Source organism: Microbacterium xerophyticum, assembly GCF_053543555.1.
Genome location: NZ_JBLVOB010000005.1, coordinates 413981 through 431119, shown reverse-complemented (window position 1 = coordinate 431119; position 17139 = coordinate 413981). Strand labels below are relative to the sequence as shown.

Genomic DNA, 17139 nt, shown 5'->3' with positions numbered 1-17139 from the left:
CTCTGACGCGCCGACATCGGCACGCACCCGCGCCAACGCGCCCACGGTGCGACCGACGAGATACATCGACACGAACCCATCCCTGGCCTGCGCCCACAGCAACGGCAGATGCGCCATCGCCTCCTCCGCCGTGAACAGCACCCCACGCACGTACTCCTCCGAACACCGCAAACGCAACGCGATATCGAAGATCGCCGCACGCACCGCCTGATCCACGGCATCCTTATCCGCCGTCTGGTGCACGTACACCTCGGGATTACGGCGCGCCAACGCGACAGCATCCGCAATCCGACACGACCGCCTCGCCTCATACCGGTTCAGATCGACATCCGCACACTGCAGATCATCCAACGCCGACTCGACGAAGAACGCGGCATCACGCGGCCGATCATCCACATCATCGAACCAAGGCTCCATGAATCCAGACTAGTCGAGATGTACGAATATCACAATGGGTATGAATCGGAAAAAGGAACATATCTACGACTCTGAACGACGGGCGGGTGACGCGGAGTGCTCAGACGGAGGTAGTAGGCTTGAGGACTGGTCGATGTCTCGACATCGAGAGACTTTCCGGACCGAGACCCAGTGAAGGAAGCACAGTGGATCTGTACGAGTACCAGGCACGAGACGTTTTCGAGAAGTACGGAGTGCCGGTCCTCGCCGGTATCGTCGCGGACACCCCCGAGGAGGTGAAAGCGGCAGCAGAGAAGCTCGGTGGAGTGGTCGTCGTCAAGGCGCAGGTCAAGACCGGTGGCCGCGGCAAGGCCGGCGGCGTGAAGGTCGCCAAGACCCCCGATGAGGCGTACGAGGCCGCGAAGTCGATCCTCGGCCTCGACATCAAGGGCCACATCGTCAAGCGCGTCATGGTCGCAGCCGGTGCCCGCATCGCCGAGGAGTTCTACTTCTCCGTGCTGCTCGACCGCGCGAACCGCTCGTACCTGTCGCTCTGCAGCGTCGAGGGCGGCATGGAGATCGAGCAGCTCGCGGTCGAGAAGCCCGAAGCGCTGGCCCGCATCGAGGTCAACCCGCTGACCGGTATCGACAAGGACAAGGCCGTCGAGATCGCTCGCGCCGCGAACTTCCCCGAAGACCTCATCGAGAAGGTCTCGGACGTCTTCGTGAAGCTGTACGAGGTCTACAAGGGCGAGGACGCCACGCTCGTCGAGGTCAACCCGCTCGTCCGCACCGAAGACGGCGACATCATCGCCCTCGACGGCAAGGTGACCCTCGATGAGAACGCATCGGAGATCCGCCACCCCGAGCACGAGGCGCTCGAGGACAAGGACGCCGCTGACCCGCTCGAGGCGAAGGCCAAGGAGTCCGGGCTCAACTACGTCAAGCTCGACGGCCAGGTCGGCATCATCGGCAACGGCGCAGGACTCGTCATGTCGACGCTCGACGTCGTCGCCTACGCCGGTGAGAACCACAACGGCGTGAAGCCCGCGAACTTCCTCGACATCGGCGGTGGAGCATCCGCTGCCGTCATGGCGGCCGGTCTCGACGTCATCCTCGGTGACCCGCAGGTCAAGAGCGTGTTCGTGAACGTCTTCGGCGGCATCACCGCGTGCGACGCCGTCGCGAACGGCATCAAGGGTGCACTGGAGACGCTCGGCGACACCGCTTCCAAGCCGCTCGTGGTGCGCCTCGACGGCAACCGCGTCGACGAGGGTCGCGCGATCCTCGCCGAGTACGCCCACCCGCTCGTCACCCTCGCCGCCACCATGGACGAGGGCGCTGACAAGGCCGCCGAGCTGGCGAACGCCTGATCCGCCGCTGAGACACAAGGACTGAAGAAATGTCGATCTACCTCAACAAGGACTCCAAGGTCATCGTCCAGGGCATCACCGGTGGCGAGGGCACGAAGCACACTGCACTCATGCTGAAGGCAGGCACCCAGGTCGTCGGCGGCGTCAACGCGCGCAAGGCCGGAACGACCGTCTCGCACACGGACAAGGACGGCGGCGCGGTCGAGCTCCCCGTCTTCGCATCCGTCGCAGAAGCCATGAAGGAGACCGGCGCCGACGTGTCGATCGCCTTCGTCCCCGGCGCCTTCACGAAGGACGCGCTGATCGAGGCCATCGACGCCGAGATCCCGCTGCTCGTCGTCATCACCGAGGGCGTCCCCGTCGGCGACTCGGCAGAGGCATGGGCGTACGCGCAGAGCAAGGGCAACAAGACCCGCATCATCGGCCCGAACTGCCCCGGCATCATCACGCCCGGTGAGGCGCTCGTCGGCATCACCCCGGCGAACATCACCGGCAAGGGCCCGATCGGTCTCGTCTCGAAGTCGGGCACCCTGACGTACCAGATGATGTTCGAGCTGCGCGACCTCGGCTTCTCGACCGCCATCGGCATCGGCGGCGACCCGGTCATCGGCACCACGCACATCGACGCGCTCGCAGCGTTCGAGGCCGACCCCGAGACCAAGGCCATCGTCATGATCGGCGAGATCGGTGGTGACGCTGAAGAGCGCGCCGCCGACTACATCAAGGCGCACGTCACCAAGCCGGTCGTCGGCTACGTCGCGGGCTTCACGGCTCCTGAGGGCAAGACCATGGGCCACGCCGGCGCCATCGTCTCCGGCTCCGCAGGCACTGCCCAGGCGAAGAAGGAGGCACTTGAGGCCGCCGGAGTCAAGGTCGGCAAGACGCCGTCCGAGACGGCGGACCTGATGCGCGCGATCGTCGAAGCGCTGTAAGAGCTGTTCTGAACGACGGCCTCGGGGATATCCCCGGGGCCGTTGTTCATTCCTGGGCGAGCTGCGAGGGACGCGACACCGCATCGAGCAGGACGTCGAGCGACTCGTGCGCGCGGGACCGCGCCACGGAGTCTCCAGGGTGCTCCGACAGCCATAGGGCGAGTTCGTTCATCGCCCCCGAAAGCGTGGCGGTGAGTGCGTCGAGAAGTGCCGCATCGACTCCAGCCTCGGCCAGTCCTTCACTCAGCAGAACCGTTGGTCCGTCGGAATCGAGGCGACGCCAGTCTTCCCAGCTCAATACCGCGGGCCCGTCGATCAGCAGGACGCGCGCCGCCGCGCCGCGGGTTATCGCGTCGAGAAATGCGTGGCTGCCGATCCGGAGGCCGTCAGGGCCGTCCCGCTCATCAGTGGCTTCCGCGATCGCTTCCGCGATGTGCTGCTGCTGCGCGGACGCGACGGCCGTGAACAGCTGCGGTTTCGAGCGGTAGTGGTGATAGACCGCACCTCGCGTGACGTCAGCCGCGCGCGCCACCTCGTCGACCGAGACAGCCGCGTACCCCTTCTCGGCGAAGTGGGTGGTGGCGACTTCGAGGATGCGTCTTGCGGTCTCGGCCGCGTGTGCGGCAGATGTTCTCGCCATGCTGTTTCCTTACGTGCGGTGTGTATGTATTCTAGGTCCGTAAATACAAACACTCTGTACGTAAAGGATCATGATGAACATCACAAGCTTCTATCCGGTACTCATGGTCGATGACGTCGCGGCATCCGCGCGGTTCTATCGGGAGGTGCTGGGTTTTGAGACGACCTTCGAGGCTGACTGGTACGTGAGTCTGAAGCACGATGCCGGTGAGTTGGCGATCCTCGACCGGACGCATGAGACGATTCCGAACGGCTTTCGAGTATCGGCCGCCGGTTTGCTGCTCAATGTGGAAGTACCGGATGCCGCCGCTGAGCATGCGCGGATGGTCGATGAGCTGCACCTGCCGGAACGGCTCGCGTTGCGCGATGAGGCATTCGGACAACGGCACTTCATCGTGGAAGCGCCGGGCGGGCTGCTCATCGACGTGATCGAGCCGATCGAGCCGTCGGACGAGTACGGCGCGGCGTACGCGGGGCAGTGATCGCGTTTGGGAGCGCTCCCAAAGCCCGATAGGCTGGGTGATTCGTTGCCCCCGCGCTGTGGCTGTTCGGCCGTCGCGGGGGCATTTTCATGTGTTCTCTGGGGAGGGGAAACTTGTCTCATTTCAGCGCATCCGCGCACTCTGCATCCGTTTCAGGAATCGATCGTCGCGCGGTGCTCAAGGCCACCGCATGGTCGGTTCCCGTCATCGCCGTCGCCGTCGCCACGCCGCTGGCAGCCGCATCGGTCGCGACGCCCGTCGTGTGCACCGTCGTGCCGGTGGGGGAGTTCGTCGTGTCCGGCGGCGTACTCAGCGACAACGGCGCTCAAGGGACCGTCCCGACACAGAACGGATACTTCGGCACGGGTTGGACCCCGGCGAAGGCGCCCTCTGGTGATGCGGCCAGCGGCTACACGCAGACCGATGCGGCCGTCGCTCCTGCGCCTGCCAGCTGGTGGCAGGGCGGTGGTGAGATCGACGAACCCGGCTTCTTGTCGCTGGATGACCACAACAACACCGCGGGTGCCGCATCCGATCCTGTCACCGTGACACTGCGGTTCGCGGCGGGCGTCGCCGCGGGCGTCACCTACCAGTTCGCGCTTCCGATCTACACTTCCGCTGCCTATCTCGGCACGCAGCATCTTGATGTGTCGATAGCGGGCGCCGGTGTCTCGCTGCCCAACATCGTGCAGGGCTACGTCGGCGACAAGACGACGTCGGATGTGCCGGCCGAGTTGAGCGCCTATCCTGCCTTCTCCGCATCCCAGCAGCCGGGAGCCTCGTTCACGCCGACCAGCGACGGCACCGTGATGTTCACGTACACGTTCACGCTGTCGCACGTGATCGCGGGGCAGCGTCAGAACGCGGACATGCTCGTCCAGGCGCCGAAGCTGCTCAGCTGCGCGTGAGCAGTATCTGATCCCGGGGCGGGTGCTGCATGCATCCCCCCCGGCGATCTCCGGCTGCTCACTCGAGAATCGCGTATGCCTCGACCTCGACGAGCACGTCCGGCTCGAACAGGATGTCGACACCGATGAGGGATGCCGGGGGCAGAGGCAGCTCGAGTCCGATCTCCTCGGCGACGTTCTCGACCCCCTGCGTGAACGCACCCATGTGCTCGGGGCGCCATTGCGTGACGAAGAAGCGCAGCCGCACGACGTCGGCAAAGGTCGCACCGGCGCCGGCCAGAGCGCGTGCGGCGTTGCGCAGCGACTGCTCGACCTGACCGGTCAGATCGCCGGTGGCCACATGCGCCCCGTCGGCATCGCGTGCGATCTGCCCGGCGACGTGGACGTGCCGCGTGCCGGTCGCGACGGACACGTGGTGGTAGGGAACGGGCTGCAGGAGGCCGTCGGGGCTGAACGTCTTGACGGGCATGGGAAGTGTCCTCTCGTGGGTGGTATCCCATGTCTACTTGGTATGCAGCGGCTACTTCAACGAGACTAGGTTTCGTGCAGGAAACCGACGACCGACCGATCATCACCGGCGCCCACCGCGAACTGCTCGACCAACTGCTCGACAAGTGGTCGCTGCATGTGCTCGACCAGTTGTGCGAGCACGGCGCACTGCGGTTCAACGCCTTGCGTCGGATGATCCCGGCGATCACGCAGAAGTCGCTCACGGCGACCTTGCGGCGTCTCGAGCGCAACGGCATGGTCGAGCGCGTCGTCGTGAGCGATCGGCCTGTCGCGGTCGAGTACCGCATCGCGCCCGTCGGTCAGGGACTGCAGGACCTCATCGACGCGTTGCTGCTCTGGACGACAGCGCACCTTCCCGAGGTGGAACGGGCGCGCGAGCGCTTCGACGGCTCGCTGATCTGAAGGGCGGATGCCGCAGCATCCGCCCTTCGAACATCAATGTGTCAGATGCCGACGCCGAAGAGCGCTTCGATCGGTCCGCGGGCGAAGAAGAGCACGAAACCGGCGGCGACGATCCACAGCAGCGGGTGGATGGTCTTCGCCTTGCCCGAGAGCGCGTTCACGACGACCCAGCTGACGAAGCCCGCGCCGATGCCGTTGGCGATCGAGTACGTCATCGGCATCACCGTGGCGGTGAGGAACACCGGCAGCAGCACGCGGAAGTCGCCGAAGTCGATGTGCCTGATCTGCGAGAGCATCATCGCACCGACCAGCACGAGCGCGGCCGCGGCGACAGCCCCGGGAACCAGGGACGTGAGCGGGGTGAAGAACATCGCGAGCAGGAACAGCGCACCGGTCACGGACGTCGCGAGACCAGTGCGTGCACCCTCGCCGATCCCGGAGCCGGATTCGACGAACACCGTCGCCGACGACGATGATGTCGCGCCACCGACGATCGCGCCGACGCCCTCGACGACCAGTGCCGACTTGATGCGCGGGAAGTCGCCCTTCGCATCCGCGAGATCGGCTTCCTTGGCGAGGCCGGTCATGGTGCCCATGGCGTCGAAGAAGTTCGAGAACACGAGAGTGAAGACGAACATGACGAGTGCGACGAAACTGACCTTCGTGAAGTCGAAGCCGAAATCGACCGCGCCGATCAGGCTGAGATCGGGCAGGCTCATGATGCCGCCGGCGAAGCCGAAATCGAGGCCGAACGGCCAGATCATGTTCACGATCGCGGCGAGCACGGTGCCGCCGACGAGAGCGATCAGGATGGCGCCCTTGAGGCGTACGGCGATCAGCACTCCGCCGAGCAGGAGCGTGATCACGAACAGCAGGGTCGGCACGGTCGCCACAGAACCGCCCACACCCAGATCGACCGGGGGAGAGGCGTTGCCCGTCGCGGTGACGAAGCCCGCGTTCACAAAGCCGATGAAGGCGATGAACAGGCCGATGCCGACGGTGATGGCGAGCTTGAGCTGCACGGGCACCGCGTCGAAGATCATCTTCCGAAGCCCGGTGGCCGCGAGCAGCACGATGATCGCGCCGTTGATCATGACGAGCGCCATGGCCTCGGGCCATGTCACCGATCCGACCACGGAGAACGCGAGGAAGGCGTTGATGCCCAGTCCTGCGGCGAACGCGAACGGCAGTCTGGTGATGATGCCGAACAGCAGCGTCATGACCCCGGCGGTCAGCGCCGTGGCCGCCGCGACCGCGCCGCCGTCGAGCACCGTGCCCTCGACGTCCGGTGTGGAGAGGATGATCGGGTTGAGGATCACGATGTAGGCCATCGTGACGAAGGTCACGACGCCGCCGCGCACCTCGGTGCCGATGGTGGAGCCTCGTCTGCTGATCTCGAAGAAGCGATCCAGCACGTTCTTCGGCTCAGCGGTGTGGTCCGGGGCGGGCGAGGGGGCAGTTGTCATCGGGAACCTCCGTGGAGACGATATCGTGTCCGCGGCGTCGCGCGCGCCACCGTGGGCCAGTCAGGTTCTCGTCGTAGTCTCGTTGAGACATGCAACGCCTCCTCGTCGCGATCCTCGCCGCGGTCGATGCCGCCATCGCGGCCGCCGTCGGCCTCGCCGTGCTGCTCGCGCCCCTCACTCTGCTGTGGACGCTCGCTTTCGGGGCGACCGCCGATTGGGGAGCGCTCTGGCCGGCATCCGCGACGCTCTGGCAGTTCGGTCACGGGGTGCCGCTGGAGATCGTCATCCCCGATGAGGTCGTGACAGCGGTCGGCATCTCACCGGATGCCGCGCGCTTCACGCTCTCGCTCACGCCGCTGGCCTTCCTGATCTTCACTCTGCTGTTCGCGGCACGCTCCGGCACGAGAGCTGCGCGCTCGGGCACGTGGCTGCTCGGCGTCCTCGCCGGGTCGGTCACCTTCGCGCTGATCGCGACAGGGGTGGCGTCGACGTCGCACATCGCCGGCGCTGAGGCATCGTTCGCGTTCGCCATCGTTCTGCCGTCGTCCGTCTATCTCGTGGGCGCGCTCTGCGGTGCCCTCCGCTACGCCTGGCGAGAGGGCGACGGCGGCATCGTCGACCGCCTGCACGACATCGCCGACGGCTGGGGCGACTGGGGTGTCCTGCCCACCGAGATCGTGCGCGGCACCGCCGTGGTGATCGTGAGCCTGGCGGGGATCGCGGGCGTGGCCGTCGCCGTGGCCGTGGCCCTGCGCGGCGGCGAGGTCGTCGCCCTCTTCGAGGCCGCGCGCGTCGATGCGACGGGGGTCACCATCCTCACGCTCGGTCACCTCGCCTACCTGCCGACGCTGCTCGTGTGGGCCGTCGCGTGGCTGGCAGGTCCAGGAATCGCGGTGGGCGCAGGCACCGCCGTCTCTCCGGCAGGTACTCAGCTCGGTGTCGTCCCCGGCATCCCCATGTTCGGCCTGCTGCCGGAGAACAGCTCCATCTGGATGCTCATCGTCGTGCTGCTCCCGGTCGGCGCCGGCGCGTTCGCCGGCTGGATCGTGCGCTCGAGGCTCGTGTGGGAGAACGTCGCCCGCCCGCTGGGTCCGCGGCTCGCGATCACGGTCGGCATCGCGCTGGGAAGCGCGGGCGTCGTCGCTATCGCCGCAGCGCTGGCATCCGGCTCCATCGGGCCCGCACGACTGGCCGAGACCGGGCCGCACGTCGGGTGGACCGCGCTCGCGATCGGCGCAGAGGTGCTGGTGGGCGCGGCGATCCTGCTGCTCGCACCGCGGCACCGCGACGAGCTCGCGGAGGAGCGCACCGACCGCTGGGTCGCCGAGATGGGCGCGTCGCCGACTGCGGATGCCGGTGCACCATCGAGTGCTGCTGCGGGGGACACGCCTGCCGCAGACGATCCCGACGCGAATGACACGGCACCGCTGGACGAGCACGGATTCTTCGGGGACGGCAGCACTCCCACGCACCGCTAGACTGGCCGGGTGCTCACGGTCGCCGTTCTCATCTCGGGCACCGGCTCGAATCTCCGCGCTCTGCTCGAGGCCGCACGCCACCCCGACTTCCCCGCGCGGATAGTCGTGGTCGGCGCCGATCGCGACGCCGAAGGTCTCGCCCATGCTGAGGAGTTCGGCGTTCCCACCTTCACCGCCCCGTTCCGCGCCTTCGACGATCGTGAAGCATGGGGGCAGGAGCTCGGACGCCAGCTCGACGTCTGGAACCCCGACCTCGTCGTGCTCAGCGGGCTCATGCGCCTGCTGCCGGCATCGCTGGTGGCGCGCTACAGCCCGCGGATCGTCAACACTCATCCCGCATACCTGCCCGAGTTCCCCGGCGCGCACGCCGTCCGCGACGCTCTCGCCGCCGGTGCGCGGCAGACCGGCGCCAGCGTCATCGTCGTCGACGACGGCATCGACAGCGGGCCGATCCTCGCGCAGGAGCGCATCCCCGTGCTCGAGGACGACACCGAAAAGACCCTGCACGAGCGCATCAAGCCCGTCGAACGGCGGCTGCTCATCGACGTCGTGCGACGCATCGCCACGGGCGATCTCGCGCTGACACACTGATTTCCGTCCCCCTGTACCGCATCCGAAAATCGCACGAAGGAGCCCTCCATGGCCGGTCCGCGCCACGACTCGTCCCTGTACCGCGAACGCGACACCGTGCCGATCCGGCGCGCACTCGTCTCGGTGAGCGACAAGACCGATCTGCTCGAACTGGCGGCCGCGCTGGCGGGCGCCGGCGTCGAGATCGTGTCGACGGGATCGACGGCTGCGACCATTCGTGAGGCCGGACACGAGGTCACCGATGTCGCCGCCGTCACCGGCGTCGCCGAGATGCTCGACGGTCGCGTGAAGACCCTGCACCCGCGCATCCACGGCGGTCTGCTGGCGGATCTGCGCCTGGAGGACCACGAACGCCAGCTCGCCGAACTCGAGATCGAGCCGTTCGAGCTCGTCGTCGTGAACCTGTACCCGTTCGTCGAAGCCGTCGCGTCCGGAGCGACCGGTGACGACGCCGTCGAGCAGATCGACATCGGCGGCCCTGCCATGGTGCGCGCTGCGGCGAAGAACCACGCCAACGTCGCGATCGTCGTCTCGCCCGAGTCGTATCCGGCGATCATCGAGGCTGTCGCCGCCGGGGGCACCACGCTCTCGCAGCGCCGTGAACTCGCCGCCCGTGCCTTCGCGCACACCTCCACATACGACACGGCCGTCGCCGCCTGGTTCGCCGAGGGAACGCTCAACGACGGCGGCGAACTGCCCGAGCACCTGACGATCAAGGCCGAGCGCCTGTCGACCCTGCGCTATGGCGAGAACGCCCACCAGCGCGGCGCGATCTACACCCGCGTCGGCGGTCACGGCATCGCACAGGCCGTGCAGCTGCAGGGCAAGGAGATGTCGTACAACAACTACGTCGACGCGGATGCCGCGCTGCGCGCCGCCTTCGACATGGTGCTGCCAGCCGTCGCGATCGTGAAGCACGCGAACCCGTGCGGCATCGCGACGACGGCGCCGAACGCCCTCGACCCCATCGCCAGCGCGCACCTGCGCGCGCACGAGTGCGACCCGGTGTCGGCGTACGGCGGCGTGATCGCCACGAACGGCACCGTCACGCTGAAGATGGCCGAGAACCTCAAGGACATCTTCACCGAGGTCATCGTGGCCCCGTCGTTCGAGCCGGAGGCTCTGGCGGTGTTCAAGGCGAAGAAGAATCTGCGCGTGCTGCAGCTGCCTGACGACTGGCAGCAGGAGCAGATGGATGTGCGCCTGGTCTCCGGTGGGCTGCTGCTGCAGGACGCCGACCGCTTCCCCGACGAGATCGGCGCCGTGGCGGACAACTGGCAGCTCATCACGGGCGAGCGCCCCGCGGACGACGAGATGTCGGACCTCATCTTCGCGTGGAAGGCCTGCCGCGCAGTGAAGTCCAACGCGATCGTGCTCGCGCAGGGCAAGGCCACGGTCGGCATCGGCATGGGCCAGGTCAACCGTGTCGACTCGTGCCGCCTCGCGGTCGAGCGCGCAGGCGACCGGGTCAAGGGATCGGTCGCGGCATCCGACGCGTTCTTCCCGTTCGCCGACGGACCTCAGATCCTGATCGACGCGGGCGTGAAGACGATCATCCAGCCCGGTGGATCCGTGCGCGACAACGAGGTCATCGCTGCGGCGGAGGCCGCCGGGGTGACGATGTTCTTCACGGGGGAGCGCCACTTCTTCCACTGAGTCCGGCGGGCCCGCCGAGCGACGGATCATCAGAGATGCACCTGGCGATCCGCCGCGGCGATCGTCGCCGGGCGGTGTGCGATCAGCAGGATCGCCCTGTCCTCGTCACGGCGCAGCAGCTCGAGGATCGCCTCGTCCGCCTCCGGATCGAGGGACGCCGTGGCCTCGTCGAGCACCAGCACTCGTGGGTCTCGGAGCAGCGCACGGGCGATCGCGACGCGCGCTCGCTGACCGCCGGAGAGCCCTGCGCCATGCTCGCCGATCGGAGTCTCCAGCCCGATGGGCAGCGCGGCCTCCGCGGCGAGCAGCCCCGCGGACGCCGCCGCGCGTCGAATCGACTGCTCGCTGGCATCCGGATCGCCCAGCGTGATGTTGGAGCGGATGGTGCCTTGCAGCAGTGGCGATGACTGCGGTACGACGGCGACGAGGCGGCGCAGATCCCGATCCGCCAGAGCACGGATGTCGATCCCGTCTATACGCACAGCGCCGGCATCCGGATCCCAGAGGCGCAGCGCCAACCGGGCCGCAGTCGTCTTGCCTGCGCCGGACGCTCCGACAAGCGCGACGGTCTCGCCAGGACGAACGTGCAGGTCGAGTCGGTCGAGCACGGTCGCGGCACCGTCGTAACTGAAGCCGACGCCGTCCAGCACCAGACCACGCTCATCACGGGGTCTCCCAGCCGCAACGGGCTCACCAGTCGAAGACGGCTCATCGAACGCCTCAACGATCCGCTCTGCCGACGCGCCGAGCATTCCGGCGCCGCGGAGCAGATCGATGATCTGCGCCGCCGGTCCCAGCCCGGCGACCGACACCGCCACGGCCAGGGGGACATCGGCCGGGTCGAGGCGCGAACCTGCCAGGAGCGCGATGCTGACGGCTCCGATGACCGCAGCGGCGAGTGTCAGATCAGCGATCCCGCGCTCCAGCCCCACTCGAGCCGCATCTTTCACCTGGACTCGCGCCAGCCGTCGCTCCTCCTCGCTGATGCGGTCGATCCGCGCCTCGAGGGCATCCGCACCGCGCAACTCACGCACACCCCGCATCGTGTCGAGCAGTTCCGACCGGACATTGCCCGCCCCCGCGGCGAGCGCGGCGCCTTTGCAGGCTGCGATACGCGCTGTGCACAGCGGGACGGCGACGGCGATCAGCAGCAGCGGAAGCCACACCGCGAGCAGCGCAGGGTTGATCGTCAGCGAGACGACTGCGCTCGCCGACAGCACCAGCACCGCCGACAGCGTCTGCGCCACCGTGTGCGCGTACAGCCACTCCAAGGTCTCGATGTGCGCGACCAGAGTCGACACGAGATCCCCGGTGCGGCGGGGGCGGCGTCGAGAAGGCAGCGCTCGCCGCAGGGAGGTGAAGACCCGCCCTCGAAGCACGCCGATGAGACGGTAGGCGAGGTCGTGCGAGACCCACGATTCGCGCCAGGTCGATGTGGCCACGACCGCGCAGAGCAGCACGAGCATCACGGTGAACGACGGGAAGTCCTCACCGGAGCCGGTGACGACCCGGCCGACGACCACGGCGAGGCCGAGGGCGATCGCCAGGGTCGCGCCCTGGACGACGACGCTCCACAGCACGGTCTCGATGAACCGCCCACGATATGTGGCGATGACGGGAAGCAGCCGGCGGATCGCTTTCATCGAGCGCTCCCGATGTGGATCCGGGCATGCGGTCGACCACGTGCAGGAGGTCCGTCTCCCGACGAGATGATGCCGCCCTGGTCGAGGGCGATCCAGCGATCGGCGTGAACGCATGCGCTCTCGCGATGGGCGATGAGGATGGTCGTGCGTCGCGGATCGTGAGCGTCGACGCCGTCCATGACGCGCTGTTCAGTCTCGGCGTCGAGCGCAGACGTCACCTCGTCGAGGATGAGGACGGGTGCGCGAGCGACCAGGGCGCGCGCGATCGCCAGGCGCTGCCGCTGACCGCCGGACAACTGATCGCCGTTCTCGCCGAGGACGGTGTCGTATCCCTCGGGGAGATCGCGGATGACCTGGTCGATGTCGGCCGCAACCGCCGCCTGCTGTATCTCGGCATCGCTCGCATGCTGACGGTACAGCCGAAGATTCTCCTGCACTGACCACGCGAACAGCACCGGATCCTGGGGGACCGTCACCACGCTCCGCGCGAGGGCCGATCTTGTGCGCTGCGGTAACGGGATGCCGTCGAGGAGGATGTCACCCTCGTCGGGGTCGATCTCGCGCTCGAGCAGCCGTCCGAGCGTGCTCTTCCCTGATCCGGATGTGCCGAGGATCGCGACGGTCTCGCCCGATTCGATCTCAAGCGTGATCCCGCGGATTCCGCTGTCGGTACCCGGGTACCTGTACGTCAGATCGCGGATGGAGATCTCTGCGCCCTCCGCCGCGGGTGTGGTGACGGTGCCGTCATCGGGCACCGCCGCGTGCAGCGAGAGCAGCCGGTCGAGCCCATCGACGGCAGTGAGTCCGAGGTAGCCCGCATGCCAATGCGTGCTCAGTTCGGAGAGCGGGCGGAAGCACTCGCGCGACAGCAGCAGCACGACGATCGCTGTCGTCGCAGGGCTTCCGGTGAGTACAGCGGATGCCGCGGCGAGGACGGCGAGGACGGTCCCCAGATGCATCGCCATCGCGCTCAGTCCGCTCTCGATCAGAGAGACGCGCATCTGCGCCATGGTCGACAGGCGCAGTGCCTCGGCCCGCTGCTCGAGTCCGGTTCCGAATCTCTCGGCGGCTCCGAACGCCCGCAGCAGCGGGATCGACTGCAGCGCTTCGACGTAGTCGCCGGACAGCCGCGCGAACGCAGCCCAGCGGGATCGTCCGTTGCGCAGCAGGCGGGCGTCCCACAACCGTGGGACGATGACCGCCGAGGCACCGGCGACCGCGAGCACGGCCCCTGCGCCGACATCCTGAGCAGACACCAGTGCGATGATCGTCGCGGGCACCAGGAGCACCACGACGAGCTGCGGCAGATAGCGCGTGTAGTAGGCATCGAGGCCGTCCACGCCGTCGATGACCGTCGCCGCCGTGTCTCCGGAGCGGCGCTCCGCTGCGGGGATGTCGGCTGTCCTCGCCAGCAGACGCCTGCGCAGCGCGATGCGCACTGACGCGCCGATCCGTGCCGCAAGCGGTTCGCGCAGACAGACCACACCTGCTCTGGCGAGCGCCACGACCATGAGGATGATCAGCGCGAAACCGACGTCCCCCTCTCCACGAACCAGCGCAGTGATCACTGCCGCCGTGACGAAAGCGAACGTCACGTGCAGCGCGGAGATCAGCATCCCCACAGCTGCGAGCGCCGCGATCGCGCCCGGCACCGCGCCGGCGAGCTGGAGGAGACGTCGGTGGATCACCTGTCAGAACCTCTCGGGGTAGAGGTGCTCCGCGATCTGGCGCACGACGCTGATGTTGCCGAGCGTCCCGGGGAACATGTCGGCGCTGGCGACGGCGATCAGTCGGTCTTCCTTCACAGCGGGCATGTCCGGGAAGGTGGTCGTGAGGTACGCGCGCACCGCGGCTTCGTGCTCCGCATCGTGCACGGAGAAGACGACTGCATCCGGCTGCTCCGCGGCCAACGACTCCGGCGTGATCGTCGCGGCGAAGAAGTCGGAGAACGCGGGCTGGTCGGGCGCGTAGACGGTGTCCGCACCTGCGAGTGTCAGGATGTCGTGCTCGACGCCGGCGCCGATAGCGGACAGCGTCGTGCCCTCGACATAGACCTCGGCGACCCGAAGCCGGTCGACGCCCTCGATCGCGGCGGCGACCTCAGCGAGATCCGACCGCGCGTCATCGATGAGCTCTGCCGCCGCATCCTGCACCGCGAAGATCTCGCCGAGGTTCTCCAGGTCGATGAACAGGTCCGCCACTTCGCCGCTCATACGACGGTCGAAGCATCCGCCGGTGGCGACGTACACCGCTGCCCCCGCTTCCTCGAGCTGCTCGATGCTGGCGAAGCCCTGCTCGGCGGTGAACTCGTAGGTCGTGGGCGAGTACACGAAGTCGGGCGCGACTGCCAGCAGATCCTCACGACTCGGAGGCGTGAGCCCGGCGAGCACCGGAACGTCTGCGGCGAGGGAGGAGACGTCGTCCGGCAACGCCAGGGCGGTGGCCTGCGCCTGTCCTACGAGCCGATCCGCGAGGCCGAGGCGCAGCAGGAGTTCCGTCTGCGAGGGATGCATCCCGACGACCGCCTCCGGTGCGCCGTCGACGACGATCTCACGACCGCAGTTCTGCAGGCTCGTCCGCTGCGCGTCGTCGGTGTCGTCGGCGGGCGTCGACGCGACGGAGGAGCCGCAGCCGGTGGCGAGCAGCGCGGCGACGGCGAGGGTGGATGCCCCGGCGACGCGAAGCGCGATGGAGGAAGAGGATGTCATGGTCGGACACTTTCTGTTCGGGTGATCAATGGCACGGGTTCGAGCCGTCCTTCGTTCTGGCGGTGGAAGGCGAGCACCTGGCCAGCGGGGTCGCCTATGAGGCGTGCATCGACGCCGAATGTCGCGCGGATGAGGTCGGGAGTCAGGATCTCTGACGGTGGGCCTTGAGCAACGACACCGCCATCGGCGAGTACCACGACGCGGTCGCAGTACTGAAGCGCGAGATTCAGATCGTGCAGGGCGGCGATCACCGTGCGCCCCAGTCCGCGGACGATGCTCATCAGCTCGAGCTGGTGTCGGATGTCCAGATGATTGCTCGGCTCATCGAGCACGAGAACCGGTGTCTGCTGGGCGAGCGCCCTGGCCAGCATGACGCGTTGCCGCTGGCCGCCCGACAGCGTGGCTGCCATTCGCTCCGCAAGATCGCTCACGTCGACGCTGCGCATCGCCTCGTCGACGATCCGCAGGTCCTCGGCGCTGTCGCGTCCGAAAGAGGCCCGGTGCGGCGCACGCCCGAGCAGCACGAGCTCGTGGACGGTGAGATCGAAGTCGGTGTGCGGATCCTGAAGCATGACGGCGACGGCACGGGCCGCTTCCCGTCCACTGAGGCGGTGCACATCCGTGCCGTCGACGCGTATCTGGCCCTCTCGTGGACGCACGGCACGGTACAGGGTCCGCAGCAGGGTGGACTTTCCGCTGCCGTTAGGGCCGATCAGGCCCACGACGCTTCCGGAGTCAGCGGTCAATGATGCGTCGTGCACGATGTCACGGCCGCCCAGGGCGACGGTGACACCGTCGAACTCGACCTTCATCGGCCGAACCCGGCCTGCTCGGCGCCGCTTCGACGCATCAGCCAGAGGAAGAAGGGGGCGCCGACGAATGCCGTGAGGATCCCCAGCGGAATCTCGGTCGGCATGGCGACGGTGCGAGCGAGAAGGTCGGCGATCATCAGGAAGACCGCCCCGCCGAGTACGGTCAACGGCAGCATCCGTCGGTGATCAGCCCCCACCACGATGCGCGCGATGTGCGGGATGACGAGGCCGACGAAGCCGATGCCGCCTGCCACGGCGACGACGGCTCCGGTGAGCAGCGACGCCAGGACGAGCATCAGCGCCCGCAGCCGCGAAGGATTCACACCGAGTGATATCGCGGATTCGTCTCCGGTCATGAGGGCGTTGAGCGAGCGCGAGAGGAACATCGCCACGATGATCGCGACACAGAGAGCGATCGCGGGCCCGAGGAGGCTCGGCATCGTGGCGGCCGAGACACTGCCGAGGAGGAAGAACAGGACGCTCACGACGTTCTGCGCGTCGGTCGAGATCGTGAGGTAGCTCGTGATCGCGCTGAAGAGCGTTCCGAGGGCGACGCCGGCGAGGATCATGCGCGTCGGGGACAGCGCGCCGTCCTTCCTCGCCATCACGGCGACGCAGGCGCACGCGATGACAGCCCCGATGAAGGCGGCGATGTTGAGTGAGAGGCCGCCCAGCGTCGCCGATCCCAGCACGATGACGAGTACCGCGCCCACGCTCGCGCCGGAGGAGACACCGAGAATATACGGCTCGGCGAGCGGGTTGCGCACGGTGACCTGCATGAGCGCGCCGGCGAGAGCCAGCCCTGCACCGGCGAGGCCCGCCAGAAGGGCGCGGGGGAGGCGGAACTGCCAGACGGCCTGATCCTGCAGCGGGGTCAGGGAGCCGTCCGACATCCACGCCATCCCGGGAAGCAGATGCCCCAGGACGATCTGTGCGGCCTGCACGGGATCGACATGAACCGCCCCGACTGCGCCCGAGACGATCACGAGCAGCACGATCACCAGACCCAGCGCGACGCTGATCCACGAGGTGCGGCGAGCCAGCCGGCTCCCGGGGTGCGGCGTGCTCTCGCGGTGCGGGGGACCGACGTGCAGTGCTGGCGGTTCGGTGAGGTGGGACACAAGCGCTCACCCTACTGAGAAT

17 protein-coding genes are annotated in these 17139 nt (G+C 67.7%); 8 read left to right on the top strand and 9 right to left on the bottom strand.

All coding sequences use genetic code 11. The annotated features are described in order from the left end of the window. Window positions 1-417, bottom strand: a 417-nt coding sequence (locus ACNPNP_RS06560; RefSeq protein ID WP_448965241.1) for a hypothetical protein, incomplete at its 3' end; no start/stop codon positions are given. Window positions 418-602: 185 nt separating this feature from the next. On the opposite strand from ACNPNP_RS06560, the gene sucC reads away from it, so the two are divergent. Beyond that, window positions 603-1769, top strand: coding sequence for an ADP-forming succinate--CoA ligase subunit beta (gene sucC, locus ACNPNP_RS06555; RefSeq protein ID WP_448965240.1), 1167 nt, complete (start codon window positions 603-605; stop codon window positions 1767-1769). Window positions 1770-1798: 29 nt separating this feature from the next. Then, window positions 1799-2701, top strand: coding sequence for a succinate--CoA ligase subunit alpha (gene sucD, locus ACNPNP_RS06550; RefSeq protein WP_448965239.1), 903 nt, complete (start codon window positions 1799-1801; stop codon window positions 2699-2701). Window positions 2702-2747: 46 nt separating this feature from the next. Here sucD and ACNPNP_RS06545 read toward each other — a convergent pair whose 3' ends face one another. After that, window positions 2748-3341 (bottom strand): TetR family transcriptional regulator, encoded by a 594-nt coding sequence (locus tag ACNPNP_RS06545; protein ID WP_448965238.1) that lies wholly within the window; start codon window positions 3339-3341, stop codon window positions 2748-2750. A gap of 73 nt (window positions 3342-3414) precedes the next feature. Between ACNPNP_RS06545 and ACNPNP_RS06540 the strand changes: the two genes are divergently transcribed. Beyond that, on the top strand, window positions 3415-3822 hold the full coding sequence (locus ACNPNP_RS06540; RefSeq protein WP_448965237.1) for a VOC family protein: 408 nt from the start codon (window positions 3415-3417) through the stop codon (window positions 3820-3822). Window positions 3823-3935: 113 nt separating this feature from the next. Next, window positions 3936-4730 carry a hypothetical protein gene (locus tag ACNPNP_RS06535; protein ID WP_448965236.1) on the top strand — a complete coding sequence of 265 codons (795 nt, stop codon included), beginning with the start codon at window positions 3936-3938 and terminating at the stop codon, window positions 4728-4730. Between the two features lie 58 nt (window positions 4731-4788). On the opposite strand, the gene ACNPNP_RS06530 is transcribed toward ACNPNP_RS06535, so the two are convergent. Then, a complete protein-coding gene (locus ACNPNP_RS06530) occupies window positions 4789-5199 on the bottom strand; it encodes a RidA family protein (RefSeq protein ID WP_448965235.1) in 411 nt (136 codons plus the stop codon). Between the two features lie 74 nt (window positions 5200-5273). Between ACNPNP_RS06530 and ACNPNP_RS06525 the strand changes: the two genes are divergently transcribed. Beyond that, window positions 5274-5642 (top strand): winged helix-turn-helix transcriptional regulator, encoded by a 369-nt coding sequence (locus tag ACNPNP_RS06525; RefSeq protein WP_448965234.1) that lies wholly within the window; start codon window positions 5274-5276, stop codon window positions 5640-5642. 41 nt (window positions 5643-5683) lie between these two features. On the opposite strand, the gene ACNPNP_RS06520 is transcribed toward ACNPNP_RS06525, so the two are convergent. Further along, window positions 5684-7108 carry an NCS2 family permease gene (locus ACNPNP_RS06520; protein ID WP_448965233.1) on the bottom strand — a complete coding sequence of 475 codons (1425 nt, stop codon included), beginning with the start codon at window positions 7106-7108 and terminating at the stop codon, window positions 5684-5686. A gap of 89 nt (window positions 7109-7197) precedes the next feature. Between ACNPNP_RS06520 and ACNPNP_RS06515 the strand changes: the two genes are divergently transcribed. Genes ACNPNP_RS06515 through purH form a run of 3 tightly spaced genes read left to right on the top strand, consistent with a single transcriptional unit; the run spans window position 7198 to window position 10833 of the window. After that, window positions 7198-8586, top strand: coding sequence for a cell division protein PerM (locus ACNPNP_RS06515; protein WP_448965232.1), 1389 nt, complete (start codon window positions 7198-7200; stop codon window positions 8584-8586). A 9-nt stretch (window positions 8587-8595) separates the two neighbouring features. Next, a complete protein-coding gene (gene purN, locus ACNPNP_RS06510) occupies window positions 8596-9177 on the top strand; it encodes a phosphoribosylglycinamide formyltransferase (RefSeq protein ID WP_448965231.1) in 582 nt (193 codons plus the stop codon). A 48-nt stretch (window positions 9178-9225) separates the two neighbouring features. Then, window positions 9226-10833: a bifunctional phosphoribosylaminoimidazolecarboxamide formyltransferase/IMP cyclohydrolase gene (gene purH / locus ACNPNP_RS06505; RefSeq protein WP_448965230.1), complete on the top strand. Its 1608-nt coding sequence runs from the start codon at window positions 9226-9228 to the stop codon at window positions 10831-10833. Between the two features lie 29 nt (window positions 10834-10862). Here the strand turns inward: purH and ACNPNP_RS06500 are convergent, their stop codons facing one another. From ACNPNP_RS06500 to ACNPNP_RS06480, 5 genes are read right to left on the bottom strand one after another with little or no spacing between them, the layout of a single operon-like run. Next, entirely contained in the window at window positions 10863-12476 is a 1614-nt protein-coding gene (locus ACNPNP_RS06500) for an ABC transporter ATP-binding protein (RefSeq protein WP_448965229.1), read from the bottom strand. Then, a complete protein-coding gene (locus ACNPNP_RS06495; protein WP_448965228.1) occupies window positions 12473-14164 on the bottom strand; it encodes an ABC transporter ATP-binding protein/permease in 1692 nt (563 codons plus the stop codon). The genes ACNPNP_RS06500 and ACNPNP_RS06495 overlap by 4 nt, the downstream gene beginning before the upstream one ends. Before the next feature lie 3 nt (window positions 14165-14167). Continuing rightward, window positions 14168-15184 carry an ABC transporter substrate-binding protein gene (locus tag ACNPNP_RS06490; RefSeq protein WP_448965227.1) on the bottom strand — a complete coding sequence of 339 codons (1017 nt, stop codon included), beginning with the start codon at window positions 15182-15184 and terminating at the stop codon, window positions 14168-14170. Next, window positions 15181-15996: an ABC transporter ATP-binding protein gene (locus tag ACNPNP_RS06485; RefSeq protein WP_448965226.1), complete on the bottom strand. Its 816-nt coding sequence runs from the start codon at window positions 15994-15996 to the stop codon at window positions 15181-15183. Before ACNPNP_RS06485 ends, ACNPNP_RS06490 begins: the two co-directional genes overlap by 4 nt. Beyond that, a complete protein-coding gene (locus ACNPNP_RS06480) occupies window positions 15993-17117 on the bottom strand; it encodes a FecCD family ABC transporter permease (RefSeq protein ID WP_448965225.1) in 1125 nt (374 codons plus the stop codon). Before ACNPNP_RS06480 ends, ACNPNP_RS06485 begins: the two co-directional genes overlap by 4 nt. Window positions 17118-17139 lie beyond the last annotated feature (22 nt).